Source organism: Acinetobacter zhairuonensis, from assembly GCF_022601715.1.
Classification (GTDB): Bacteria; Pseudomonadota; Gammaproteobacteria; order Pseudomonadales; family Moraxellaceae; genus Acinetobacter.
The window spans coordinates 172,855-197,888 of record NZ_JAKVIM010000001.1 but is presented as its reverse complement, the minus strand read 5'-3'; the positions used below and the strand labels follow the sequence as shown (position 1 = coordinate 197,888).

The 25,034-nt window shown below is 41.1% G+C and carries 27 protein-coding genes; 20 read left to right on the top strand and 7 right to left on the bottom strand.

From position 1 onward, the window contains the following. Positions 1-32: 32 nt before the first annotated feature. Positions 33-956: a CysB family HTH-type transcriptional regulator gene (locus tag MKI85_RS00965; RefSeq protein WP_241624116.1), complete on the top strand. Its 924-nt coding sequence runs from the start codon at positions 33-35 to the stop codon at positions 954-956. A 186-nt stretch (positions 957-1,142) separates the two neighbouring features. Further along, positions 1,143-2,351, top strand: coding sequence for an OmpP1/FadL family transporter (locus MKI85_RS00960; protein ID WP_241624114.1), 1,209 nt, complete (start codon positions 1,143-1,145; stop codon positions 2,349-2,351). A 64-nt stretch (positions 2,352-2,415) separates the two neighbouring features. On the opposite strand, the gene carO is transcribed toward MKI85_RS00960, so the two are convergent. Then, positions 2,416-3,123 (bottom strand): ornithine uptake porin CarO, encoded by a 708-nt coding sequence (carO, locus tag MKI85_RS00955; protein WP_241624112.1) that lies wholly within the window; start codon positions 3,121-3,123, stop codon positions 2,416-2,418. Positions 3,124-3,416: 293 nt separating this feature from the next. Between carO and dapD the strand changes: the two genes are divergently transcribed. The 6 genes from dapD to MKI85_RS00925 all read left to right on the top strand — a co-directional run bounded on the left by dapD (position 3,417) and on the right by MKI85_RS00925 (position 7,387). Further along, positions 3,417-4,238: a 2,3,4,5-tetrahydropyridine-2,6-dicarboxylate N-succinyltransferase gene (gene dapD, locus MKI85_RS00950; protein ID WP_241624109.1), complete on the top strand. Its 822-nt coding sequence runs from the start codon at positions 3,417-3,419 to the stop codon at positions 4,236-4,238. An 82-nt stretch (positions 4,239-4,320) separates the two neighbouring features. After that, positions 4,321-5,031, top strand: coding sequence for a 7-carboxy-7-deazaguanine synthase QueE (gene queE / locus MKI85_RS00945; protein WP_241624107.1), 711 nt, complete (start codon positions 4,321-4,323; stop codon positions 5,029-5,031). Positions 5,032-5,060: 29 nt separating this feature from the next. Then, entirely contained in the window at positions 5,061-5,729 is a 669-nt protein-coding gene (gene queC / locus MKI85_RS00940) for a 7-cyano-7-deazaguanine synthase QueC (RefSeq protein WP_241624105.1), read from the top strand. Positions 5,730-5,745: 16 nt separating this feature from the next. Further along, complete coding sequence (locus tag MKI85_RS00935; RefSeq protein WP_241624103.1) at positions 5,746-6,156, top strand: hypothetical protein; 411 nt, start codon at positions 5,746-5,748, stop codon at positions 6,154-6,156. A gap of 70 nt (positions 6,157-6,226) precedes the next feature. After that, positions 6,227-6,925, top strand: coding sequence for a Dph6-related ATP pyrophosphatase (locus MKI85_RS00930; protein WP_241624101.1), 699 nt, complete (start codon positions 6,227-6,229; stop codon positions 6,923-6,925). A 3-nt stretch (positions 6,926-6,928) separates the two neighbouring features. Continuing rightward, complete coding sequence (locus MKI85_RS00925) at positions 6,929-7,387, top strand: peroxiredoxin (protein WP_241624100.1); 459 nt, start codon at positions 6,929-6,931, stop codon at positions 7,385-7,387. Positions 7,388-7,442: 55 nt separating this feature from the next. Here MKI85_RS00925 and MKI85_RS00920 read toward each other — a convergent pair whose 3' ends face one another. Beyond that, entirely contained in the window at positions 7,443-8,048 is a 606-nt protein-coding gene (locus tag MKI85_RS00920; RefSeq protein WP_241624099.1) for a LysE/ArgO family amino acid transporter, read from the bottom strand. A gap of 137 nt (positions 8,049-8,185) precedes the next feature. On the opposite strand from MKI85_RS00920, the gene MKI85_RS00915 reads away from it, so the two are divergent. Beyond that, a complete protein-coding gene (locus MKI85_RS00915) occupies positions 8,186-9,076 on the top strand; it encodes a LysR family transcriptional regulator ArgP (RefSeq protein WP_241624096.1) in 891 nt (296 codons plus the stop codon). Positions 9,077-9,087: 11 nt separating this feature from the next. Here MKI85_RS00915 and MKI85_RS00910 read toward each other — a convergent pair whose 3' ends face one another. Together MKI85_RS00910 and MKI85_RS00905 are read right to left on the bottom strand one after the other, a co-directional pair. After that, the gene (locus MKI85_RS00910) at positions 9,088-9,681 is read right to left on the bottom strand and encodes a YceI family protein (protein WP_241624095.1); all 594 of its coding nucleotides are present in this window, start codon (positions 9,679-9,681) and stop codon (positions 9,088-9,090) included. A 33-nt stretch (positions 9,682-9,714) separates the two neighbouring features. Next, positions 9,715-10,284 carry a nicotinate-nicotinamide nucleotide adenylyltransferase gene (locus MKI85_RS00905; RefSeq protein ID WP_241624093.1) on the bottom strand — a complete coding sequence of 190 codons (570 nt, stop codon included), beginning with the start codon at positions 10,282-10,284 and terminating at the stop codon, positions 9,715-9,717. A gap of 102 nt (positions 10,285-10,386) precedes the next feature. Between MKI85_RS00905 and MKI85_RS00900 the strand changes: the two genes are divergently transcribed. Together MKI85_RS00900 and MKI85_RS00895 are read left to right on the top strand one after the other, a co-directional pair. Beyond that, complete coding sequence (locus MKI85_RS00900; RefSeq protein WP_241624091.1) at positions 10,387-11,187, top strand: enoyl-CoA hydratase-related protein; 801 nt, start codon at positions 10,387-10,389, stop codon at positions 11,185-11,187. A 113-nt stretch (positions 11,188-11,300) separates the two neighbouring features. Beyond that, on the top strand, positions 11,301-12,083 hold the full coding sequence (locus MKI85_RS00895; RefSeq protein WP_241624090.1) for a nitroreductase family protein: 783 nt from the start codon (positions 11,301-11,303) through the stop codon (positions 12,081-12,083). Positions 12,084-12,361: 278 nt separating this feature from the next. On the opposite strand, the gene MKI85_RS00890 is transcribed toward MKI85_RS00895, so the two are convergent. Beyond that, positions 12,362-12,679 carry a Nif3-like dinuclear metal center hexameric protein gene (locus MKI85_RS00890; RefSeq protein WP_241624088.1) on the bottom strand — a complete coding sequence of 106 codons (318 nt, stop codon included), beginning with the start codon at positions 12,677-12,679 and terminating at the stop codon, positions 12,362-12,364. Between the two features lie 247 nt (positions 12,680-12,926). Between MKI85_RS00890 and MKI85_RS00885 the strand changes: the two genes are divergently transcribed. From MKI85_RS00885 to MKI85_RS00870, 4 genes are all read left to right on the top strand, one after another. Continuing rightward, positions 12,927-13,280, top strand: coding sequence for a hypothetical protein (locus MKI85_RS00885; protein ID WP_241624085.1), 354 nt, complete (start codon positions 12,927-12,929; stop codon positions 13,278-13,280). Between the two features lies 1 nt (position 13,281). Beyond that, on the top strand, positions 13,282-15,063 hold the full coding sequence (locus MKI85_RS00880) for a PepSY-associated TM helix domain-containing protein (protein WP_241624084.1): 1,782 nt from the start codon (positions 13,282-13,284) through the stop codon (positions 15,061-15,063). Continuing rightward, positions 15,060-15,398, top strand: coding sequence for a DUF3325 domain-containing protein (locus MKI85_RS00875; protein WP_241624081.1), 339 nt, complete (start codon positions 15,060-15,062; stop codon positions 15,396-15,398). The genes MKI85_RS00880 and MKI85_RS00875 overlap by 4 nt, the downstream gene beginning before the upstream one ends. Before the next feature lie 87 nt (positions 15,399-15,485). Next, positions 15,486-15,998: a tetratricopeptide repeat protein gene (locus MKI85_RS00870; protein ID WP_241624079.1), complete on the top strand. Its 513-nt coding sequence runs from the start codon at positions 15,486-15,488 to the stop codon at positions 15,996-15,998. Positions 15,999-16,038: 40 nt separating this feature from the next. On the opposite strand, the gene MKI85_RS00865 is transcribed toward MKI85_RS00870, so the two are convergent. Further along, positions 16,039-17,016, bottom strand: coding sequence for a DUF4424 family protein (locus MKI85_RS00865; RefSeq protein ID WP_241624077.1), 978 nt, complete (start codon positions 17,014-17,016; stop codon positions 16,039-16,041). A gap of 92 nt (positions 17,017-17,108) precedes the next feature. Between MKI85_RS00865 and MKI85_RS00860 the strand changes: the two genes are divergently transcribed. Continuing rightward, complete coding sequence (locus MKI85_RS00860) at positions 17,109-17,642, top strand: hypothetical protein (protein ID WP_241624075.1); 534 nt, start codon at positions 17,109-17,111, stop codon at positions 17,640-17,642. Positions 17,643-17,753: 111 nt separating this feature from the next. Here MKI85_RS00860 and MKI85_RS00855 read toward each other — a convergent pair whose 3' ends face one another. Continuing rightward, positions 17,754-18,293, bottom strand: a complete 540-nt coding sequence (locus MKI85_RS00855) for a cysteine peptidase family C39 domain-containing protein (protein WP_241624073.1) — start codon at positions 18,291-18,293, stop codon at positions 17,754-17,756. Positions 18,294-18,717: 424 nt separating this feature from the next. Here MKI85_RS00855 and ahcY point away from each other — a divergent pair, with 424 nt between their 5' ends. The 4 genes from ahcY (at position 18,718) to MKI85_RS00835 (ending at position 24,890) form a co-directional block, all read left to right on the top strand. Then, positions 18,718-20,100, top strand: a complete 1,383-nt coding sequence (gene ahcY / locus MKI85_RS00850) for an adenosylhomocysteinase (RefSeq protein WP_241624072.1) — start codon at positions 18,718-18,720, stop codon at positions 20,098-20,100. 180 nt (positions 20,101-20,280) lie between these two features. Next, positions 20,281-21,117 (top strand): methylenetetrahydrofolate reductase [NAD(P)H], encoded by an 837-nt coding sequence (gene metF / locus MKI85_RS00845; protein ID WP_241624069.1) that lies wholly within the window; start codon positions 20,281-20,283, stop codon positions 21,115-21,117. Positions 21,118-21,142: 25 nt separating this feature from the next. Further along, positions 21,143-21,859: a 16S rRNA (uracil(1498)-N(3))-methyltransferase gene (locus tag MKI85_RS00840; RefSeq protein ID WP_241624068.1), complete on the top strand. Its 717-nt coding sequence runs from the start codon at positions 21,143-21,145 to the stop codon at positions 21,857-21,859. A 169-nt stretch (positions 21,860-22,028) separates the two neighbouring features. Next, the gene (locus tag MKI85_RS00835) at positions 22,029-24,890 is read left to right on the top strand and encodes an EAL domain-containing protein (protein ID WP_241624066.1); all 2,862 of its coding nucleotides are present in this window, start codon (positions 22,029-22,031) and stop codon (positions 24,888-24,890) included. Positions 24,891-25,034: the final 144 nt, after the last annotated feature.

Below are 25,034 nucleotides of genomic sequence, written 5' to 3'. Positions count from 1 at the left end.
ATCTCCACCTCACCGCTTTAAGGTATAGAGAAATGAATTTCCAACAACTCAGAATTATTCGAGAAACGGTGCGACAGAACTTCAATTTGACCGAAGCATCTGCAGCTTTATATACCTCTCAATCTGGGGTCAGTAAACATATTAAAGATCTGGAAGATGAATTAGGGGTTCAGCTTTTTATTCGTAAAGGCAAACGTCTACTCGGTTTAACCGAACCAGGACAAGCGTTGCTCGGCATTGTAGAACGCATGCTGGTCGATGCCGATAATATTAAACGTTTAGCGGACGACTTTAATAAAGTCGATGAAGGGACTTTAACAATCGCGACCACGCATACCCAAGCGCGTTATGTTCTACCACCTATCGTGAATTTATTTAAAAAAGAATTTCCCAAAGTGCATCTGGTGCTACAACAAGCCAGTCCAATGGAAATTACAGAAATGTTGCTGCAAGGCGAAGCGGATATTGGCATTGCCACCGAATCGTTGACCACTGAGGATAATTTAGCCAGTGTCCCGTTCTATGAATGGCAACACTGTATTATTACCCCGCAACAACATGAACTGGCACAGAAAGACCGTATTGAATTGGCAGATTTAGCACAGTACCCATTGATCACGTATCACGGTGGTTTTACAGGTCGTTCTAAAATTGACAAAGCCTTTGAAGCGGCACAAATTGATGTCGATATTGTGATGTCAGCTCTCGATGCCGATGTCATCAAGACCTATGTTGAACTCGGTATGGGCGTGGGTATTGTCAACAACGTTGCTTATGACGCCGAACGCGACTATCGTTTAAAGCAAATTCAAACCGATATTTTCGGCATCAACACCACATGGTTGGCTGTACGTAAAGGACACTTACTTCGTGGTTATGGCTACGAGTTTATATCCCTTTGCTCACCTGAAACCGATATCAAGGCGTTGAAAAAAGTCGCATATCCTGAAGAATAACTACTTGAATGGAGGCAATATCATGTTGCCTCCATGCACTTTAAGTACAGTACTTACAACAATAATAAGTAATCCAAAAATGTAAAATCTAAACCTCTTGCATCACCTTATATAATTCACCACAATAAAACCGCTTGCACACAAAAAAACAAAGCTTCATTTAATAATAATTCAAGGTATTTCAATATGTGGGTGATTCGAACCTTTACCTCAATGGTTATCTTTATTCCCCCCACATTGCAGGCGGGTGGCATGGACCTATCAGGTCAGTCCATCTGGTCCTTTTATGAATCAGGCAATTATGCCGAATTAACCGTTGCTCATTTAAATGCAGATATCTCAGGTCAAGTCCAAAACCAAGCTGAATTAGCTGAAATTGGGGTCGCCGACTTTTCTACGGGAAACTTTGTAGAAGATCGTGATTTTGTACAGGCAGCTTTAAAATTTCAGCCTCATCCAAAAGTTTCCGTAGGACTCATCTTTGACCAACCCTTTGGTATCGATATTCAATACCATTACCACCCCAATACCGTGATTGGACCAATTGAGATTGAAGCCACAGAAATCGATTTTGACAGCCACAACATCACCAGTCTTGTCGGTTATCAGCTCAATCCCGCATGGCAAATATACGCTGGACTAGCACTGCAAAGCTTTGAAGGTGATCTGCAAGTCTTTGGACAAAGCTTTTCTTTCCTGAACGGGTATCGTGCCGAATTTGAGCAAGATTACGCTTTCGGTTGGCTAACTGGTTTTAGCTACCAAATACCCGAATATGCATTACGCACTAGCCTGACCTATCGTTCCGCAATCAAGCATCAAGTTCATGTAAATGAATATATTCAGAACCACCCTATCAACTTTACCACGGCGGATAAAACAACGATTGAAACGCCGACTTCGATCAATCTGGATTTCCAAACAGGACTTTCACAAAACAATCTGCTTTATGCTTCACTGCGTTGGGTCAATTGGAGCGACTACGTTATTCAGCCGACGCAGTTTGCCGCCATCATTGCAAGTGCGGCACAATATGCCCCTGAAATGCATTCCTACAAAATGATTCAATATCAAAAAGATCAATGGTCTGGAAAAATTGGCATTGCACATCAAATCAGCCCACGCTGGGTTTCAACCCTTGATGTGAACTGGGATTCAGGCAATGGCAATATCGCTTCGACCTTAAGCCCAGTCGATGGTTTCTACGGACTTGGTCTAGGTGCACTTTACTATTGGCAACCACAATCGTTCTTTGCTTTTGGAACACAGTATTTACGCTTTAACAAAGCCAAAACCGTACAGGATGCTGAGGCAGAAAGCAAAATTGCGACTTTATATGCAGTCAATCAAAATGATGCGTGGGTGTTTGGTGGAAAAATTGGACATCACTTTTAGTTAAGGTTGTATTTCGGCATTAAAAAACGGGCATTTAGCCCGTTTTTTATCTGAAAGATACCGCTTAGAAGTGATAGCTTACACCCAGTTTTGCCACTGGCATCCACTCGTATTTGTCATCATTTTCAACATTACGTTCATGTTCAGCCAGCAATTCCTGATCCGTGACTGTACCACCAACACCTGTCATTTTGGCTTGTGGGTTACCAGTGTAATAGGCACCGACTTCACCAAACACACCAAACTTGTCATTGATTTTAGGTGCAAAACCTAGACCCAAGTATGGGGCAATATCATTGTTATAGCTGACTTTACCTGTTACTGAGTCAAAGCTGGTTTGAGTGCCATCAATTTCAATATTTCCACTACCTGCTTTGGATTTTAATGTGTATTCGCTATCGACATAACCTACACCTGCTGCCATGTAAAGCGAGTTCGCCCACATGTTTGAACTCGTACCCCATGGGCGTACTTCGGCGTTTAAATAGGTCAAGTTATTTTTCATGTCCATGTCGTATTTAACGCCATCAACAGACAAATCATCAGACCAAGATACATCACCACCATTATAACCAAGGGTTACACCGACGTATGGGTTGGCAGTCCAAGTCACTGCACCACCATAACCTGTGGTCCCTGCCTCGGCACGAACTGAAGTTGGCATGAGCTGATTTGAAACACGACCATCGTTGATCACGGGTTCTTCTGCCATTGCTGTTCCTGCAAAAGCGGTCATTGTTGTTGCAATCGCAATTAGACTTAATTTTTTCATTGCTGGTCTCCTCAGAAGATTAAACTTTTTAATCGTGAAGTTGTTTTGATGAACTCATGCTAGACCAGAACATCGGTACTTTTTATGAACGATTTGCTTGGTTTGTGTTAACTTTTGATACATATTTCAGTAAATTTCGTTTGCAAATAATAATCTGTTTAACAACCTATACAAGTTAACATAGTTTTTTACAGAACTGTCTCAATTATAAATTCCGATCTTAAGACGATTTTTCATCTATTTTTGAGCAAATATAGTGTAAAATCTTCAAAATTTTTTTTGGAAGGAAGATCATGTCTCAGCTTTCGACAATTATCGAACAAGCCTTTGAAGACCGTGCCAATTTCACTGCTGCGGACTGCCCAGCTGAAATTCGCGACGCTGTTGAACAAGCGCTTGCTGGTTTAGATAATGGTTCATTACGTGTTGCTGAAAAAATCGACGGCGAATGGGTAGTAAACCAATGGCTTAAAAAAGCAGTGTTGTTATCGTTCAAATTAAACGATAACAAACCAATTGAGTCTTGTGATCTTCGTTTTTACGACAAAGTTGACACTAAATTCTCTGGTTGGACTGAAGAACAGTTCAAAGCTGCGGGCGTACGTGTTGTACCGCCAGCAGTTGCACGTAAAGGCAGCTTCCAAGCAAAAAATGTGGTGTTAATGCCATCTTATGTCAACATTGGTGCTTATGTAGATGAAGGCACAATGGTTGATACATGGGCAACTGTAGGTTCATGTGCACAAATTGGTAAAAACGTACACTTGTCTGGTGGCGTAGGTATCGGTGGTGTACTCGAGCCTTTACAAGCGAATCCAACCATTATTGAAGACAACTGCTTCATCGGTGCACGTTCTGAAATCGTTGAAGGCGTGATTGTTGAAGAAGGTTCTGTGATTTCAATGGGCGTATTCATTGGTCAATCGACTAAGATTTATGACCGTGAAACTGGCGAAATCCATTACGGACGCGTACCAGCAGGTTCTGTAGTAGTTTCTGGTAGCCTTCCTTCTAAATGCGGTACTTACAGCTTATATGCTGCAATTATTGTGAAAAAAGTTGATGCGAAAACTCGTGCTAAAACGAGCTTGAACGAATTATTACGCGAAGACTAATTTCTCAAAATGCTTTTCGGTCTCTACGGTCAGACATGATCGTAGAGATTTTTATTTTTCTATCATGTGGTTATCTTGTGCTATGAATACTCTCCGATCTTCGGCTATTCCTGTTTCTGATCCGGCTGCGGGCTTACGCATCACGGAGATTTTCTATTCATTACAAGGTGAAGCAAATACAGCAGGACTGCCAACGGTGTTTATCCGATTAACAGGCTGCCCGCTGCGTTGTACATATTGTGATACCACTTATTCATTTGAAGGTGGCGAGCGCCAATCGCTCGAACAGATTATTCAAACCACACTGGACTTTAAAACACCTTATGTGTGTGTCACAGGTGGCGAGCCACTGGCTCAACCCAATGCATTACCTTTAATGAACCGTCTTGCCGATTTGGGCTGTGAGGTGTCATTAGAAACCAGTGGTGCTTTAGATGTTTCTAAAGTAGACCCACGCGTTTCCAAAGTTTTAGACCTGAAAACCCCAACTTCAGGTGAAGAACAACGTAATTTAATGTCCAACCTCGATCATTTAACTCAGCATGATCAGATTAAATTCGTGATCTGTAACCGTGAAGACTATGAATGGTCAAAACAACAGGTTGCACAGTATCAACTACAGGACAAAGTCAGTACCGTTTGGTTCTCCCCTGCTTTTGCTGTAGAAAAAGGTGCTGTACGCCTACCGCAACTTGCGCGTGACTTAGCGCAATGGATTTTAGAAGACCATCTCCCTGTTCGTTTCCAACTACAACTGCATAAAATGTTGTGGAACGATGAAACTGGTCGTTAATTGCTTTTAGATATTTAGGAGATTTTCATATGCGCACTCGTGCCATAGTCTTGTTATCTGGCGGCTTAGACTCAACTACTTGTTTAGCTTGGGCACAAGCACGTTACGAATGCATGGCGATTAGCTTCATGTATGGTCAACGCTCTACCACAGAACTTGATGCTGCAAAAGCGTTAACACAACGTGCTGGTGTTGAACATCGTATTATTAATATTGATTTAAGTAACTTAGGTGGTTCTGCCTTAACAGACCACAGTATTGATGTACCAGAACAACTTCAAGATGGTATTCCTGTAACTTATGTTCCAGCACGTAACACCATTTTCTTGTCGTATGCTTTAGCTGCAGCAGAAGTTTTTGGGGCTGAAGCGATTGTCATTGGTGTCAATGCCGTTGATTATTCAGGCTATCCTGACTGTCGTCCAGAATATATTGAAGCTTTTGCCAACATGGCACGCTTGGCAACCAAAGTCGGTGTTGAAGGAAAACCTCTTAAATTTGAAACACCTCTGTTACATTTATCCAAAGCAAATATCATTCGCTTAGGTATTGAACATGACGTAGACTATAGTCAAACGGTGTCTTGCTACCAAGCAGATGACCAAGGACGTGCTTGTGGTAAATGCGACAGCTGCCGCTTACGCAAACAAGGCTTTGAAGATGCAGGTGTAGCAGACCCAACACGTTACATACCGTAATTACAGGGTACAGTTTATGAAAAATTTAAAATCAAACATTATTCTTTCTACATTGGTTTCAGCGGCTGCATTATTCGCAACTGCATCACATGCTGCGGAATCGAACAAACTACAAGAAGCTTATAAAAGCACCAATGTAAAAGCTGCATTAATTAATGTTTGTAAAGAAGAAACAGCCAAAGGTAATAAGTTATCAAGTGCTGAAGTAAGTAAATACTGTACTTGTGCTGTTGAAGCAGATGGTAAGCTAACCAATGCTCAAAAATGGGAAATCCAAAGCGCAATTAACCAGAAGAAAAGTCCTAGTACACTTGCTTTTGTTCAAAAGCAAAACAAAGACTTACAAGCGTGCTTCGGTCCTCAGTTAACCACTAAATTAAAGTCTTTAACTGAAGAAGCAATGAAAAACGCTCAACCGAAAAAATAATTCGCGAAACGTGAATGAAGCCTGCTTAATGCAGGCTTTTTCTATGGCTCAAAATTGATAGAACTGAATTATGCTTGTTGAATGGAATACCAATGCTCAAGGTCAAAAATTTGTCGCCTCTTATAGTGGTGGTAAAGACAGTAGCCTTGCCCTCTACCAAGCCATGCAGATGGGAGAGGCTGTCGCGCTCATTGTGATGCTGGAAGAACAAGGCTTAAAGTCACGCTCACATGGTATGTCACTCGACATCATTCATGCGCAGGCGCATGCAATAGGACTGCCGATCTTTACTGCTTCGGCAACATGGCAAGACTATGAAAACCACTTCATTCAACTGCTGCAAAAAGCCCAAGCTTTAGGTGCAGAAACTCTGGTAACGGGTGATATTGATTTAATGGCACATGCAGAATGGAATCAATCTGTATGTAATAAAAGTCAACTCAGTTTATGCATGCCCCTTTGGCAACGTCCACGTCTAGAAATTGTGCAGGAATTTATCGCGCTTGGATTTCAAAGCATCATTGTCACAGTCAATCTCAACCTAGGAATGAAAGTTGAAGATTTAGGACAAATCCTAACACCAGACTATATTCAAGAACTTGTAGCCAGAGGCATTGATCCTTGCGGAGAAGCAGGAGAATTTCATACCACTGTAATTGATGGTCCCATTTTCCAACATGCCCTGAATATTATAAAAGGTGATATTCTCTATCACGAGAACTACGCCTTTTTACCGCTTGAACTAGAACAACACCAGATTGAAGGATAAACCATGACGGATACAATTCAACTTCCGAATCAAATCTTCCCAACGACCACGGGTGAAGTCAACTTAACTGAAGTCCCAACTGAATGGCTGATTGTGTATTTCTATCCAAAGGATTCAACCCCTGGCTGTACCACTCAGGCTGTTAGCTTTTCTTGTTTAAAAGACCAATTTAATGACTTAAACACCACCATTTTTGGTGTTTCTCGTGACTCGGTCAAAGCACATCAAAACTTCACAGCCAAACAATCCCTCACAATTGACCTGATCAGTGATAAAGAAGAAGTGCTGTGTAAACACTTTGATGTGATTAAAGAAAAAAATATGTATGGCAAACAAGTCATGGGGATTGAACGCTCAACTTTCATTTTCCATCAAGGCAAACTCATCAAAGAATATCGTAAAGTCAAAGCGGCTGGTCATGCTGAACAAGTGCTTGCCGATTTAAAGGCTTTACAAGCTTAAGCAATATAAAGCCACTGAGTACCTGAGAAATAATCAGAGTCAGTGGCTTTTGTTCTTATGCATCCACAATTAATGACAATGCAATACTCCACATAATCAAAGCAATTAAACCATCCAAAACTTTCCATGCCTTAGGATTTTCAAAAATTGGGGTTAGCAGTCGTGCCCCGTAACCCAGACTAAAAAAGAACAACCATGATGCCGTTATGGCGCCTAAAGCAAAATAAAGTTTGCTCTGTTCAAATTGAGTTGAAATAGAACCAATTAACACCACAGTATCCAAATATACATGCGGGTTTAGCCAAGTTAAAGCCAAACAGACCAACAGGATTTGTCCCAATTTAGTTTCATTCTGTTGTGCTGCTTGTAATGCCTGATTCGATTTGAATGCTGCAAGTAAATGTTGCAAGCCATACCAAAATAAGAATAACGCCCCCGCCCACTTCGCCATGCCCAGAACTTCTGGATAATGCTGCAACACCACAGAAAAGCCCGTGATGCCTAACAAAATTAAAATTGAATCAGACAATGCACAAACGAAGCAGACCCAAAATACGGATTGTTGTTTCAAGCCCTGTTTTAAAACAAAAGCATTTTGCGCCCCAATCGCCACGATCAGACTCATTCCAATGGCGATTCCTTGTAAATACGTTTGTAGCATGACTTTTCCACTGTGATTATTGCTCCATCGCATTATCAAGGATTTTTTATCAAACTAAATAAAACTAAAAAAATATCAATTTAACTCAATTTATCTTAGATTATAGCCATGACTTATTGTGTGGACTAAACCCCATCATGCTGAATAGTAAACAATGTGATGCCTTCTTGGCTGTCGCTGAAACAGGCAGTTTTGACTTGGCAGCCGAACGCTTATGCATCACCGCTTCGGCAGTCACCATGCGTGTGCAAAGTCTGGAAAAATCTTTAGGTCATTTACTGGTTGTGCGGGAACGACCCTGTCGTGCTACTCAGGCAGGCTTATCGTTATTACACTATTTACAACACAGTCGATTGCTTGAACAAAATTTAATGCAAAATTTAACGGGTAAATCCGCTGAATCTGCATTTTATCAAATTAATATTGCCACCAACGCTGACTCACTTGCCACTTGGTTATTGCCTTTACTCAAGCAAAACCTGATTGAAAACAAAATTGTGCTGCAATTTCAGGTTGATGATCAGTCACATACACATCACTTACTTGAAGCTGGACTGGTGAATGCCTGCTTGACCACTGAACCTAAGCCCATGAAAGGCTGTATCGCTGCCTATTTAGGCAACATGCATTATCGCTTAGTTGCAACACCTCAGTTCCAACAGCAATGGTTTAAACAGGGTGTTAGCAGAGAAACTTTACGGCTTGCTCCCGCCCTGATTTACAATGAAAAAGATTTCATGCATACAGGCTTTATCCAACAAAAATTTGGACTCAATCCAACCCAGTATCCACATTTTTTTATCCCCTGTTCAACAGCATTTGTTGATGCAACCGTCATGGGGCTAGGATATAGCTGGCTTCCAGACTATCAGGCAAATCAATTTTTGCAGACAGGTGAACTGATCGAAGTTTCAGAAGATTTAAGCATCGACTTGCCTCTATATTGGCATCACTGGAAACAACAATCCGCACAACTTCAACAGTTAACACAACTTCTAACCGAGAAAACCCCAAATATGCTTAATTAAATACATTTTGTTTATTCACTGTTTTTCCATTGCCCAATTACCTGAATCTTCACTTTTTCTCCAATCCCGCCTAAGGTTTGTTTCATGCCAAAATCACTACGACGAATCACAGTATAAGCTTCCACGTTTAACAGGTCGGGTTGATTTGAATCTGGTGTTAATTTGGCATCGAAAGTGATAGGACGCGTAACACCCCGCAAGGTTAAATTGCCTTGAATTTGATAATAATGATTACCAAGCATTTTAAATTGAGTACTTTTAAAAATTGCAGTTTTATATTTTTCTGCATAAAACAAATCTGGACCCAAAACCATTGCTTTTAAGGAAGGCTTATTGATGCTGATACTGTTGATATCCAGCACCACTTGAGCATTGGCACGTTCAGGTTGTTGCAGATCAAACTGCATGGTCGACTGCACCTGTTCAAATTGACCTTTGACTAAAGTCACCCCAAAAGAATCAATATGAAAGCCAACTTCTGAATCAGGAGTAAGATGCCATAAATCTGCTTGAGTCATCTGTATAGGCATGATCATGACACAGCAAAACACCCACCAAGCTTTGGGTATATGCGGTATTTGAAAAGTTATAATGCTGGCACTCATGTCCATTCCTCAACCGAGGAGATGAACCTTATTTTACTCAAGATTGCTTTTATCTTGGGTCTGGTATTTGTGTTGTAATTGTTGATAAATCGCGCTTTGCTTGAACTTTTGTAAAAACTCAATTGTGCCCTGCGGAAACTTATCTTCCCAAATTTCACCACGATAAAAGGCTTCACGCATTGGTGTCGCAGACATTGCATCTTCTAAACTATCAATTTCCACCATTTCCCATTCTGGAAATAGTTCTAAATAGTAAGAAGATTCATCTTTAAAATGCCCAATCAAGCCCACTTTATGTTCAGATTGGACCACATCAGCCACTAAGGTTTTGACCAAATTGACCCATTTTTTATCGTTATAAACGTCAATCACGTGCACAAAGCGAATACGCGCTGCATCTTCCTCAGAAAAATTCGATAAAATCATCTGTTCGCGCTCTTGGGCGGTAAATGGATTCTTAATATTGCGTTCCATTTGCGCAGAACCCAATGCCAAAATCACAAAGTCACTCAGTTCCAGTGCTATTTGTATGGTACGCATATGTGCCAAGTGAAACGGCTGAAAACGACCAATAAAAACCAGATAATCAAATGTATGTTTCATAGGAAATGAATTTTTATGAACTCATCAGTTGCACCGTTTTTTCAAAAGATACGACATAATGGCACATAAATTTTAATTAAATTTTAAAGCAAGGATAGTACGATGACGCTCAGTTGTATTCAACAACCACATGAACATTTAAATGCAAATTTAGACAATGGTATTCTGACTTTAGCCATTAACCGTCCAAAAGCGAAAAATGCACTGTATGGTGAATTGTATTTATGGATTGCCCAAGCCCTTGATGAAGCAGACCAATCTAAAGAGGTTCGTGTAGTCATTTTACGTGGTGAAGATGCAGATTTCACTGCCGGCAATGACATGCAAGACTTTATGAAATATGCCGCTCAAAAAGGTCAAGCTCCTGCATCTGAAGGTCCTCCATTTATTCTACTTAAATCTGCCGCAAAGTTTTCTAAACCCTTAATTGCTGCGGTGCGCGGTGTGGCGATCGGGATTGGGGTGACGATACTTTTACATTGCGATTTAGTTTATAGCGACAATACTGCACTCTTTCAAATTCCATTTGTGAGCCTTGGTTTATCGCCTGAAGGTGCTTCAAGCAAATTATTGGTTGAGCAAGCTGGCTATCTAAAAGCAGCAGAATTACTACTTACTGCGCAAAAATTTGATAGTGCAACTGCTGTTTCTGCAAACCTTGTGAACAGTATTGAAGACGATGTGTATGCGACAGCTGCCCAAAAAGCAGCACAATTGTCTGCTTTACCTCTTGCGTCTTTAGTGCAATCTAAAAGCCTGATGAAGCACAATGTAAATGAAATTGTAGCTTGGATTGATCACGAAGCTGAAATTTTCATGGATCGTGTTGGCTCACCAGAAATGATGGAAGCCGTGGCTGCCTTTATGCAAAAGCGTAAACCTGATTTTTCTCAATTTAACTAATTGAGTATCTAAAGGGGCAGTTTGCCCCTTTTGTTTTGACTCACCCAAATACAACAACAGTTAAACCTGGCACGTTATGTTCTGAAAACAACGCTTCTCACTTTATAAATCCTATGACAAATACAGATCAACCCCAGTTCATTTCTGATGAATCAGGCAAACCACGCTATTACGAACCAGCCCCACAAGATATTGATGTGGTCAATTTTCGTAAGGTCATCGAAAGCCGTCGTTCAGTCAGAAAATTTACCGATCGAGCCATTCCAAGTGAAATTTTAGATGCTTGTTTAGATTTGGCACTACTCGCACCAAACTCTTCTAATTTACAACCGTGGACGTTTTATCTGGTTCAAAGTCCAGCCAAGAAAAAACAATTGGTCAAAGCCTGTTTAAACCAGTTGGCGGCAAAAACCGCGGCTGAACTGATTGTCTGTATTGCACGAACGGACCGTTTGGATGATATGGCAAAACGCAACATCAGCGAATTTCCATTTCCTGAAACACCACCCGCAGTTCAAAAATATTATCGGGTGATTCCCTACAATTATAAAACTGGTTACTTCAACACCTTGGGAAATGTCAAAAAAGTGGCGTTTAAATTGGTGCGGACTTTTGACAAACAACTGCCTGTGACGGCATTTAACCCTGCTGATGCCAAATTATGGGCCACCAAAACCACAGCGCTTGCCTGTGAAAATCTGGTTTTAGCCTTACGTGCTTATGGGTTTGACAGCTGTATGATGGAAGGTTTCGATGAGCCGTTGGTTCGAAAAATCTTAAAGCTGAATGATCAGCAATATCCCGTCATGGTGATTGGCGCAGGTGAACGTGCAAAAGATGGTGTGTTTTTCCCACAGTACCGTTTTGATCGCGAACTGTTTATTGAAAAAGTTTAATTTCACGCTCAATTAAATGCATCGCAAAAGTCCGATACACGTTAACGTCATCAGCAACTGTCGGAGCTAAGATCAATATGTTTCGTATAGTTGCTGCGATCCACTGCATCACATGATCATTTCTGCCGAGTTTGACTGATGACAATGGTTTTCCTACTTTTACCGAAAGAAAAGTAGGTCGAATCTGAATAAGCTGAAAATATATTTCAATCGCCATGCCAGACGAAGTGAGTTAGAACCTCGTGTACAACTTCTAACTTAGATCTACAGCTAAGCTTTTAAAATTCTATATCCAAGATTTGTATAAACTCAAATGCTGGCTCTTCATAAGGATGACTTGCTTTAAGCGCCTGAGCCACTGCCTTAGCCTGAGTTTCTGAAACAATGGTTTCCACGCGCCACTCAGGCACTTGCTCTAAACTGTCCAGCTGACCAATAAATGGATTTGCCCCTTGTACAGGCTTGAACTGACCTGTGCCTAAAACCTGCCATGCACAATGTTCATAATTGCCAATGCCCCCAGCTCCAGCTGCAAAAATAGCTTGTTTAGTCTGTTCTAGATGGCTGTCTGGTACATAATAAATTATTTTCAGCATATCTAATTCCTATTGCAAATGGCATGTATTTAACCCCATTTTGATGGAGTTGATGACTGATTCACAAGGGATGACGTCATCTCGAAACACCTTATCTTTAAATTTTTTTATCCCTGTTTAACACCTTCCCCTGAAAGCAACTATCAATATCCAGCCTACATATCCTTGATTAATAGTTTTAATTATTAATAATAATTGTTATCATTTACATTAACATTAAATTACATAGCCAACTTCAACCTTTGCCATGAATAATCCTAATCCAGCAAACTCGCTTACAGCACCTCTGACGGTTAGAAAACCGAAAAAACTCCAGCATTCAGACCTTACATTACTCAAATATCGCTTTATGGTGTTCTATCGTTTCTTGCTTGCGATTGTTGGTGGCTATGTGTTGGCTTCACTCACGGCAATGGTCGTCGCACAAGCCTTCAGTGAATATCGTGCAGCCGCTGTCATGAGTGCAACTTTGCTGGCGTTTAGCATTCATTGTGCTGCTTTTATTTGGGTGTTCATGGTGCATAAGACCTTAAAAGCCACGCTCGGTATTGTCCTACCCTGCTTGCTTTTATGGGCAATGACGCTGTACTTAGGGGCTTGATATGCGTGTAGATCATAAAACCGAAGGTCCACGCCAATCGATGTCTTGGTTGCATACATGGGCAAGTCTGATTTTAGGCTGGCTGCTGTATGCGATTTTTGTGACAGGCACGCTAAGTTTTTTCCAGAATGAAATTACGGTATGGATGAAACCCGAGTTACATCAATCGGTAGCCAATAACTCGCAGATTCAACAAACCCAAATCGCCCTCAATTTTCTACAGCAACATCATCCCGATGCGGCAAGTTGGATGATGCTATTACCCAACTCACGCCAAACCACCACTGAACTGATTATCCGTAAACAAGGCGAAGACCCGCATGCACGGCGCGGTGGTGAACGAATCAGTCTGGACAGCAAAACGGGTGAAGTGTTAACTGCGCGCGATACCCGTGGTGGAAGCTTTTTATATCGCTTCCATTTTGAATTGTATGGATTACCACGACTGTGGACGCGCTGGTTGGTCGGGTTTGCCACCATGCTGATGTTGGTTGCAATAATTAGTGGCGTGATTACCCATAAAAAAATCTTTAAAGACTTTTTTACCTTCCGTTCAGGTAAGGGACAACGCTCTTGGCTCGATGCTCACAATGCCACAGCCGTCTTTGCCCTGCCTTTTCATATCATGATCACCTTTAGCGGTTTGCTCCTGTTAATGTTCATGCTAATGCCTTGGGGAGTTAATCGGGTCTATTCAGATCGGCAAGAATTCCTTCGTGATTTACGCCCACAGACCAATGCTCTGCCAACTAAACCTCAATCTGAAGCACGCTCTCCAGAGCTTTCCGAACAAAATGCAGGAATACAGCAACATCCTCGTACTGCATCAAGCCCATCTGATCCACAACGTACTCAAGTACGATCAGGTGAACACTCGTCTGGACGCGAAAAGCAAGGTGATGGAGAACATGAGCACCATGAGAAGACAAACCCAATAGCTGCACTGGCAGATCTCACCCCCATGTTGAGTTATGCCGCAGCACAATGGCAAAGCAATCCGATAGGTTCAATCCAAATCATTGCACCCAACACCACAAATGCAACAGTAGAAATTAAAGCACTATATGCTGAAAGCGTAATTGCCCGTAATGTCATGCCTAGCTTTCAATTTAATGGAGTCACTGGAACAAATACCACAAATCCTCAAACTGCTTACCAAACTTCAGTTCCAATGGGGATTTACAATGTGGTGACCGTATTACACGAAGCACGTGGCTTAGACCTCAGCTTACGCTGGTTACTCTTTGGTTCTGGCATTTTGGGATCGTTGATGGTTGCGACAGGGCTGATTTTGTGGTGTGTAAAACGTGCGCCACAACAACAAAAGCAAGGCTATAAATCGTTTGGCTATCGCTTAGTCGAAGTCACCAATATTGCCGCCATCATTGGCTTACCTCTAGCATGTGCAGCATATTTCTACGCCAATCGCCTATTACCTTTGCAGTTAGAAGCGCGTGCCGAATGGGAAATTCGCAGTTTCTTGATGGCATGGCTATTCAGCCTCCTCTATGCAATGTTCCGTAACCATCGTCAAGCATGGCTCGAACTGCTGTTCTTCAGCAGCCTTGTATATGCAGGCTTATCCGTTCTGAATCTTGTTACAGGTGGACAACCACTGTGGCAAAGTATTGCCAATGGTCAATGGATGATTGCCAGTTTCGATTTAATGACTTGGGTATTGGCTGGAATTTTTTATCTGGCTTATCGCAAAGTTAAGCAGCATAAAGGCGTGGTCACAAAACCAAAGAAAGTGTCGCAAAAACCACAGGAGATCAGTCTATGAGCTTTTTTCTCTTGATTGGGTCAATCTCCAGTTTGGCATTCATCGCTTTAGCAAGTGCTATGTCTAAACACCAAAAGCAGATTTTTAATCGCGAGCTTAGCCTAGCTCAGACCTATGCTGCTTCTTCACTTGGCTGGATACTGTTGCCAGTTAGCCTCGTGATTTGTCTGCTTGCAGGTAAAATCAGTACTATGCTCAGCTATTGGATTGGCGTCTTGACTTTTGCAGCCCTGCTGATTGGACTGATGCTGAGTTACTACCCAAATAAAATAAAAGTACTCGCCTACCTACTGATCGGACTGGCAGCAGTCTCAATTGGATTTCTTCTGGTATAAAGCTACAGAATAATCTCGTATTTTCAGTTATAATCTCCCGGCCAATCTTCAGATTGGCTTTTTTATTGGTTGTAAATTGGAATTATTATGTCTCATCTTCCCTCTATTTCTGCGGAACTGATTAATCGAGCAAGTGCAGGTAATGCCGAAGCTCAGTTTGAATTAGCCAATCTCTACATGGAAAGTGAAGATGAGCAGGATATTGAACGTGCCGAAGAATGGGCACTCAAGGCTGCGGGCAATGGTCATGTGGAAGCCATGTACTGGCTAGGTGAAGGCTACGTGGTATATGCCAAAGAACTGCTTGAAGAAGATCCGACCGAAGCCAACACTTATTTTGAACATGCCTATCACTGGCTAAAACAGGCCAGTGCCTTGAATCATCCCGCAGCGATTTTAGAATTAGCGGGATTTTACCGCCGCGGCAATATCGTAGAAAAAGATGTCGCCAAGTCAGTTACTTTGGTAGAACAAGCCGCAGAGTTGGGTGAAGTACAAGCCATGCGTGATTTGGCGTGTATCTATGAACATGGTCTGGGCGTCGACGTCGATGAAGCCAAAGCAGATGAATGGTCACTCAAGGCACAACAATTCAGCTAAGCTCAATGCATTTCAAGCCCATGTACAGCATGGGCTTTTTTTATTCAACTCGAAATTGCTTCTTCACAAAAATAATATTCAAATCCTGTTTTGGCAGGAAATTCTTTTTCAACATTTGAAAGCGAGTTGGACTAATTTTTTGTACTTTGCCATCCCAACAAAAAGACACCAATTCCCCGGCATCACGTTCAACTGTCAGCTTAAAATCTGCAATCGGTTTAGCCCAATTCGCCCCTGTGGTCAGGATATAACTTAGTGCACTATATGGTGCGTGTTGTGCCTGTGCCTTGCGTAAACCCGCTTTAAAGGATGGATCCATACAATAGGTTTTTTCATCTTCAGCGGGATACAGGGCAACGGAACCGCCGATTAAAGGCCTATACTGATGTTGGATATGGGTAATGGTATTGGCGTTAAAGGTCTGCTGCCAGCTATACACCACTTGCGCCTCCCAATAGATTTCAGCACCTCGATCATACGATCTCAATAAAGTTTGTACTTTCGGGTTATTACACTGCATCATCTTGGCACTGATTTTGTGAATATCTTGATTCTGTGTCCACGGCAACATAAGTTCTTGATCCGATAAACCGCATGCTTTCAACGCCGTCGTGACATCGATGACAGGATATTCTGCTGTTGCATCTGACGCAGCATCTGGATCAGGTAAAAAAGCACGCACATGCGCAGCAGGTTTGAGTAACTGACCATTTTGTCGAACCTGAAAGCTTTGGATTAAGCCTTCAGTATCTGCAAAATCGCTTTCTCTAGAACTGCCGACGCGAGGTAAAGGAAACAAAATCGTTTCGGTAATGTCACGAGCAGTGAGATTCTTAAATTTATAATCCACCCGAATCTGTTTTTTACTAATAAATAAGTCTTCGCTTTGCATTGAAATATTGGGGTTATGTACATACTCAACCCCGCCAGTTCCAACAAAGCCAGTACTGTCATTGGCATGTGCACTTGTCACAATCACCATGCTTACCCAAAAACCGGGCCATTGCCATTGATTCATTTCTCATCCTTTCACGGTATTCTGATTTTTTTGATAGATCTTTTTATACTATATTGAATTTATTTAAGATTAGACAATTTTAGGGGACTTCGATGCCATTCAGACAAGTATTTCTCGCCCTCTCGACCCTACTGAGCTCAAGTATAGTGTTCGCTCAACCGACTTTTCAGGATTATCCTGCTCCAGTTTATACAGGTGAAAACCATACGGTTGTGCTGAATAATAAAACCAAACTATATAAAACCTTAATGACTGAACTTTCGCAACAGCCTGTCAATTTTGCAGGGCATTATGGTATTGAATTATATGGCTGCGGTGGCGGTTGTGTCGCGGGCTTACTTTATGATGCTCAAACAGGAACAACTGCATATTTACCCGATGCATTCCGAGACTGCTATTCTGAACAATTTGGATTTTCACCTAGACAGATAAAATACAAACTTGATAGTCGCTTATTGATTGGTACAGGAACCCGTACAGGCAATCAGCAACAATGTGAGTTGGTTTATTACCTCATTGAAAATGGTCAGTTCAAAGAGCTAAAAAGTTATCGCATCAACAATGGTAAAAACACTTGGGTCAATGCATTATTTGAAGAATGGGAATCAGAAATCGATCAATGGTAAAACTTTAACTTTCGATTATTGGCTTGTTTGAACTAACGATACGTTCAAACAAGTATTAAGGCTTAATGACTTAACTTAATAAACTCATCAAGCCTTAATACAGCACTTAAATTAATTCAACATGGTCGACTGGATTTGAGCATCACGATCATCAATCACAATCGCTTGTCGGCAAATGCCTTCGGCTTTACGTTGTTGCTCAAATATCTGTGCAGACATCGGCTCAAAATTATCGAAGAAACAGATTTCCTGATCATCAATTGAATACACCAAGGACTGATTACCTACTTCATCCAGTGTATCGTAGTACACAATCACCATTTTCCCCTGCTTAATTTGGGACTGAATTTGGGCATAGCTCAACGCAGGCTCAATCGGGATACGCAATGCTTTCGCCTCGCTATAACTTTGTCTTTCGGTACGGTCAATATTCGGATCTGAGTCTGTATGGAAAGCAACCTTAAATCCAATCTTCTTTAAGGCAACCGCTAAAGCAATGGTAAACGTGCCATCTTGATGATCATGTCGGCATAACTTGATCAGTTCATTGATGTTGACATGCACGCCATGATGTTGCAACAACATCCAAACCGCAAACACGCCACAGTTTGCTTCTAGATTCAGTAACGAATCAGGAATCTCTAAAGCCATAGGTTTGATCTCAAGATGTAATGGGCGGATGATAATGCTTATAGATTTAAACTCAAGGATTAATCGTAATCTGTCAAAGCTTTTACAAACGAAAGTTAAAGAGATATCTCAACTGAATAATTATGATTTTAAGATTATTTCGCGTCATCTAGCATTTTCAACCCAAATAGCTTTTATAACTAAAACTATGATTCCAATTAAGTAATTTCCAGCACATTCCTTTCAGCCAGATATTAACCAATTACAGATTGGAACAAAATCAATTTCCAAGTACAATAGCCCGCAGTCGAGGGATGCTGCGACTTTCTTACAGGTACATAAATGTAAGATCGCTAGGCTCGACGATTCGGTTAGACGCTCGTTCTAATCAACAACGGCATCCGCGAACATAATGATCAATTTTTGTTTTTATAAGGAGATCGTAATGAACGCGGTTAATGCTTCATTTACAGATTACAAAGTTGCTGACATCACTCTAGCTGATTACGGCCGTAAAGAAATCAAACTGGCTGAAGCTGAAATGCCAGCTTTAATGGGTCTTCGTAAGCGCTATGCTGCTGCAAAACCACTTGCAGGTGCGAAAATCCTTGGCTGTATCCACATGACCATTCAAACTGCTGTTTTAATTGAAACATTGGTTGAATTGGGCGCAGAAGTTCGTTGGACTTCATGTAACATCTTCTCTACTCAAGACCATGCTGCTGCTGCAATTGCGGCTTCTGGTGTACCTGTATTTGCTTGGAAAGGCGAAACAGAAGAAGAATACATGTGGTGTCTTGAACAACAAATCAATGTAAATGGCACACCTTGGGATGCCAACATGATTTTGGATGATGGTGGTGATTTAACCCTCCTCGTGCATGAAAAATACCCTGAAGTGATTGCAAAAATTCACGGTGTAACTGAAGAAACAACGACAGGTGTTCAACGTCTGTATGAAATGCTTCGTGACGGTACTTTAAAAGTTCCTGCAATCAACGTAAATGACTCTGTAACGAAGTCTAAAAACGACAACAAATATGGTTGCCGCCACTCACTGAATGATGCCATCAAACGCGGTACAGATATGCTTTTATCTGGTCGTCGTGCGCTTGTGATTGGTTATGGTGACGTAGGTAAAGGTTCTGCACAATCACTTCGTCAAGAAGGCATGATTGTACGTGTTACTGAAGTAGATCCTATCTGTGCAATGCAAGCATGCATGGACGGTTACGAAGTTGTATCTCCATACAAAAACGGCGTACAAACTGGCAAGAAAGAAGACATCAATGTTGACCTTCTTCAAAATACTGACCTAATCGTAACGACTACAGGTAACTACCACGTATGTGACGCTGCAATGCTTGATTCATTAAAAGCAGGTGCAGTGGTGTGTAACATCGGTCACTTCGACACTGAAATCGACACCAACTACTTACGTGGTTACAAATGGGTTGAAGTGAAACCACAAGTTCACCAAGTTTATCGTTCTGAAAATGACAGCGATTACCTCATTCTGCTTTCTGAAGGTCGTTTGGTTAACCTTGGTAATGCGACAGGTCACCCATCACGTATCATGGATGGTTCATTTGCCAACCAAGTCCTTGGTCAAATGCACTTATTCGCTGAAAAATTTGCGGATCTTGCTGAAGATCAAAAACAAGCAGCGATTCGTGTAGAACTGCTTCCTAAGAAATTAGATGAAGAAGTTGCTGCGGCAATGGTTGCTGGTTTTGGTGGTGTCTTGACTCAATTAACTCAAGAACAAGCAGACTACTTAGGTGTAGCTGTTGAAGGTCCATTCAAATCTGACGCTTATAAATACTAAGTTTTTATACCCTCTCCCTAGCCCCCTCCCTTAGGGAGAGGGAAAATTCATTATCTTAATGAATTTCAAGGGAAGTCCTCTCCTGAGCGAGTTTAAAGTACCGCTTTTAAACTCAGCGAAAGAGAGGATTTAGGAGAGGTTAAAAAATTAGAAAAAGCATTTATAAAAAAGGATTTGATGATGAGCAAAAAAGTTCCTATTTCTTTTGAGTTTTTCCCAACCAAAACTGATGCTGGCGCAGAAAAACTTAAAGTCGTACACCAAGAACTTCAGTTATTAAACCCAGAGTTCTTCTCAATTACTTATGGCGCTGGTGGTTCTACTCGTGAACGCACCCTTGCTGCGATTGCTGAATTCAATGGTAAAGGCACCCCTGTAGCGCCACATTTATCTTGTATTGGCGATGACAAAGCGCGCATTGCTGAATTACTTGACATCTATAAAGATCAAGGCATTGACCGTATTGTCGCTTTACGTGGCGATTTACCTTCTGGACAAGTCGGTTTAGGCGAGTTGCCATATGCAACAGACCTCGTGCGCTTTATCCGTGAGCATTCAGGTGATCACTTCCATATTGAAGTTGCTGCTTACCCTGAAATGCATCCGCAAGCAGAAAGCTTTGATTTAGACATTCAGCGTTTCTGCGACAAAGCCCATGCAGGTGCCAATGCAGGTTTAACTCAGTTCTTCTTTAATCCAGATGCTTACTTCTATTTTGTAGAGCGTATTCAAAAAGAAGGTGTGAATATTCCAATTGCACCAGGCATCATGCCAATTACCAATGCCAGCAATCTGATTCGCTTCGCCGATGGTACGGGTGCTGAAATCCCACGTTGGATTCGTAAACAATTGGCAACTTATGGCGACGATACCGCGAGTATCAAAGCCTTTGGTCATGAAGTTGTTGTGAAACTTTGTGAACGTTTGCTGGCTGGCGGCGCGCCAAGTTTGCACTTCTACACCATGAACACCACTGATCCAACCCGTCAGCTTGTGACTGACCTTGGTTTAGTTTAATCCTGACTTTGACGAGTTGTACTTTATGCCACGTTTTTTTATTGAAGCTGAATTAGCGGTTGATACCCAGATTGAACTGACTGAAACCGTTTTTCATCATTGGTGTAAAGTACTTCGCGCTCAAGTTGGTGATCAAGCTACCTTGTTCAATGGACAAGGCGGTGAATATGAAGCGGAACTGATTGAAGTTTCAAAAAAATCAGCCACTGTTCAAATCAATTCCTTTACCTCAACAAATCGAACTCCTACAATTCGCACCCTACTCGGACAAGTCATGAGTAAAGGCGATCGTATGGATTACGCGATTCAAAAAGCAGTAGAACTTGGTGTCTCAGAAATTCAACTATTGACCTCTGAACGTTGCGAAATGCGTTTAAAGTATGATCGAGACCAAAAGAAGTTAGATCACTGGCAAGGTATTGCGATTGCTGCGTGTGAACAATGTGGCATGAATATCGTGCCAAAAATCCTTGCACCACTCAGTTTAGAGAAATGGCTTGCGTCTGCACTTCCTGAGACTAAACTTGTGCTCGCGCCGAATAAAGATGAAACCGACCCATTAACTCAAGCCAGTCAGAACATAGCATTACTGATTGGACCTGAAGGTGGTTTGAGTGAGGCTGAAATTCAAGCTGCAAATGACGTTGGCTTTATGAATTGGTGCATTGGTGAGCGTGTATTGCGTACCGAAACTGCACCTGTGGTTGCCTTATCTATCTTGAATTACAATGTTAGACCATAGTTTTTCTAAAATGATGAAATTACAGATGGATTAGATTGATATTTATGAATAACCTGATTAATCTAAATGTGATTCAATATTTTGTAATCTTATAACCGACTAAGCTAATAAATGGAACGTATAACCTATACTACATCTAGAACAAAACAAAAATAAGGTTATGAATGTTATGCCAGAATTTTTAGATGCGAATCTTAGACCGCAGTTACATGCTGCGCAAATTCATAATTCCATAAGGCATATCCAATTATTTTTGGCCAGTATTCTTATCATTTTTTTATATGTTTATTGCGTTTATCAGTTTAATTTTTCACACTTTTCTGTTTATTTTAATATTTGGTTTTTTCTGACTACATGTTGTGTCAGTCTTTTTTGGTTAGTCACTGCACTCTGGTTTAAATCCGAACAATATCAAGTCTCTCAGGCACATCGCTGGGTACAGTTTCTTTGTATTAGTGTCGGCAGTTTAATCGCAATTGGAATCGCCTTAATTTATTACCACTTACCTCAAGTCAACCCCAATTTTGAACCTGTACATGCATTAACCTTATCCGCCTTAATGCTGATTGTGACACAAACCTTAGCCCTGACCTTTTTAACCCAACGTCTGGATTACTTTTGCTTAATTTTTATTCCTTCCATCATTCCTTACTTTGTCTCTCAATTCATTCTGACTGACCAAATTAATCAACTCTTCCATCTCACCGTTAACTTTGTGCTCATCGTTATCTTACTCTGTGCCAATTCCACTGCCCGTATTCATAAGCGCTTGTCTTCTTTGTTTTTACGGAATAATCAACTTATCAAAACTGCTGAACAGCAAGTGGCTTGGACTGAAGACTTATGTGTACAATTAAAAAATGAGATGGACAAGTCCAAAGAAATTGAATTACAGCTCCAACAGAATAACCAACTTTTAGAGCAAAAGATTAAAGAACGCACTTTCGATATTGAACAGATGAACCTCAACTTAGAAAATCAGAAACAAAATTTAGATCTTGCCCATGAAATTGCAGGGTTAAAACCTTGGGACTGGAACATTAAAGAACGTCATATCTCTGTCAATGATTACCAACAACAGAAAAAGCGTAAACACTCTAAAGAACATAGTATTCATTTACAAAACATCATTCACCCAGATGATTTACTTGGCTTCAAGACTGCGCTCAAACGACATCTTCGTGCTGAAACTGACCGTTATGAGGCAACTTATCGTGTGCAACAAAACACTGGCGAATGGACATGGGTACATGATATTGGTCGCGTAATTGAACGCGATCCAAATAATAAAAAACCGCTACGTATGGTTGGCATACAACGTGATATTCACCGTGAACGTACCGATCAGGAGCGTTTAAAACTGGCAGCCAGTGTGTTAGAACAAGCAGCTGAAGGCATTTTCATTTTGGACAAACACTTACATTATGTAAATGTGAATCCTTTCTATGAAAAAATTACTGGCTTTCATAAAGAAGATTGTTTGGGACAACACCTCTTTGCCATTACTGCAAACAAAAAGTCTCATCAACAACAAGTTCAGCATGCCATTCTTGAGCAATTAGAACGTACTGGTGAATATGACGGTGAACTGACTGAAAAATTCCGTTCTGGCAAAGAGTTGACTTTATGGCTGCACATTAATGCCATTCACGATGAACATAACCGTGTTATCAACTATATTGGTATTGTTTCTGACTTAACCGAACGTAAACTGCAAGAACAGCGTTTATCTTATCTGGAAAATTACGACACCTTAACCGACCTACCTAACCGTTTTTACTACAACTATCAATTGCATCAATATTTGGTATCCCATCAAGATTCGATACAACAGTTGGCTGTCATCCGACTCAATATTGACCGTTTCCGTCCACTCAATGAATTCTTGAGTAACAATGGCGGAGATGAACTTTTAAGACAAGTCGCTCAACGCCTGCGTCTCACCAATACAGATGCATTGTTCCTAGCACATTTGAACGGTGATGACTTTGCCATCGTCTATGAGATTTCACATATCCGCCCTTCCATTCAGCAACATTGTGAGCGAATACAAGACGCTTTTGCTGAACCTTTCGATGTGTTTGGACAAGAACATTTTATTACAGTGTCCATGGGAATTTCATTCTATCCAGAACATGGTCGACAACTCGACTACTTAAATAACTGTGCGGAACAAGCGTTAACTGAAGCGAAGCGCTTAGGTGGTCATACCATCAAATATTATTCCAGTGACAATACTGCATTACTTGAGCAAGGGATTTATCTGGAACGGGATTTACGCCAAGCCATTCGCAATGATGAGTTAATCGTTTATTACCAGCCTAAAATCAATTTTAAAGATCAGCATATCTATGGTTTCGAGGCATTGGTGCGTTGGAATCATCCAAGCAAAGGCATTATCCCGCCTGCACTTTTCATTCCGATGGCGGAAAAAACTAGCCTCATTTCCGATATTGGACGCATTGTCATTCGTAAAACAGCGGAACAGATCAGTTACTGGAACTCCATTGGTTTCAAAAACATTTGTGTTTCTGTCAATGTGGTTGCACAGCAACTGCAACGTGGACAACTGCTTTCTGATCTAGATGATGCAATTCAAACTTATCAAATATCTGGGGAAAGTTTAGAGCTGGAAATTACCGAATCTTCGCTGATTGAGAACTCAAAAAACGTCAAGCTATTGCTGGACCAAATTAAACAGCGCAATATCAATATTGCTTTAGATGACTTTGGGACAGGCTACTCTTCGCTGGCTTATCTTGCCGAGTTCCCGATTGATATTCTTAAAATAGATCGAGCTTTTATTGCCAATATTGGTGATGGTAAACAAGATGCCATTATTAGTGCCATGGTCGCCATGGGGAAAGCAATGGGATTGACTGTCGTCGCTGAAGGAATCGAAACTGAACAACAGCTTTGTTATCTCGAAACATTACAATGTGACATCGCCCAAGGTTATCTGTTTTCTAAGCCATTATCTGAAAAAAATGCGACTGCATACCTTCAACAACATAAACTTATACCCTCTTAATCTAAGTCAATAGGCTGAAGGTCTAAGTTTGTGCAAAAAAGAAACGTGTTCGACTGGGCTTAAAACGCAAGTAATGATATATTCGAGCAAATTCAGCAAAAACCACCAGCATAGCTGGACCACTCAGTAACAAACGAGATACAG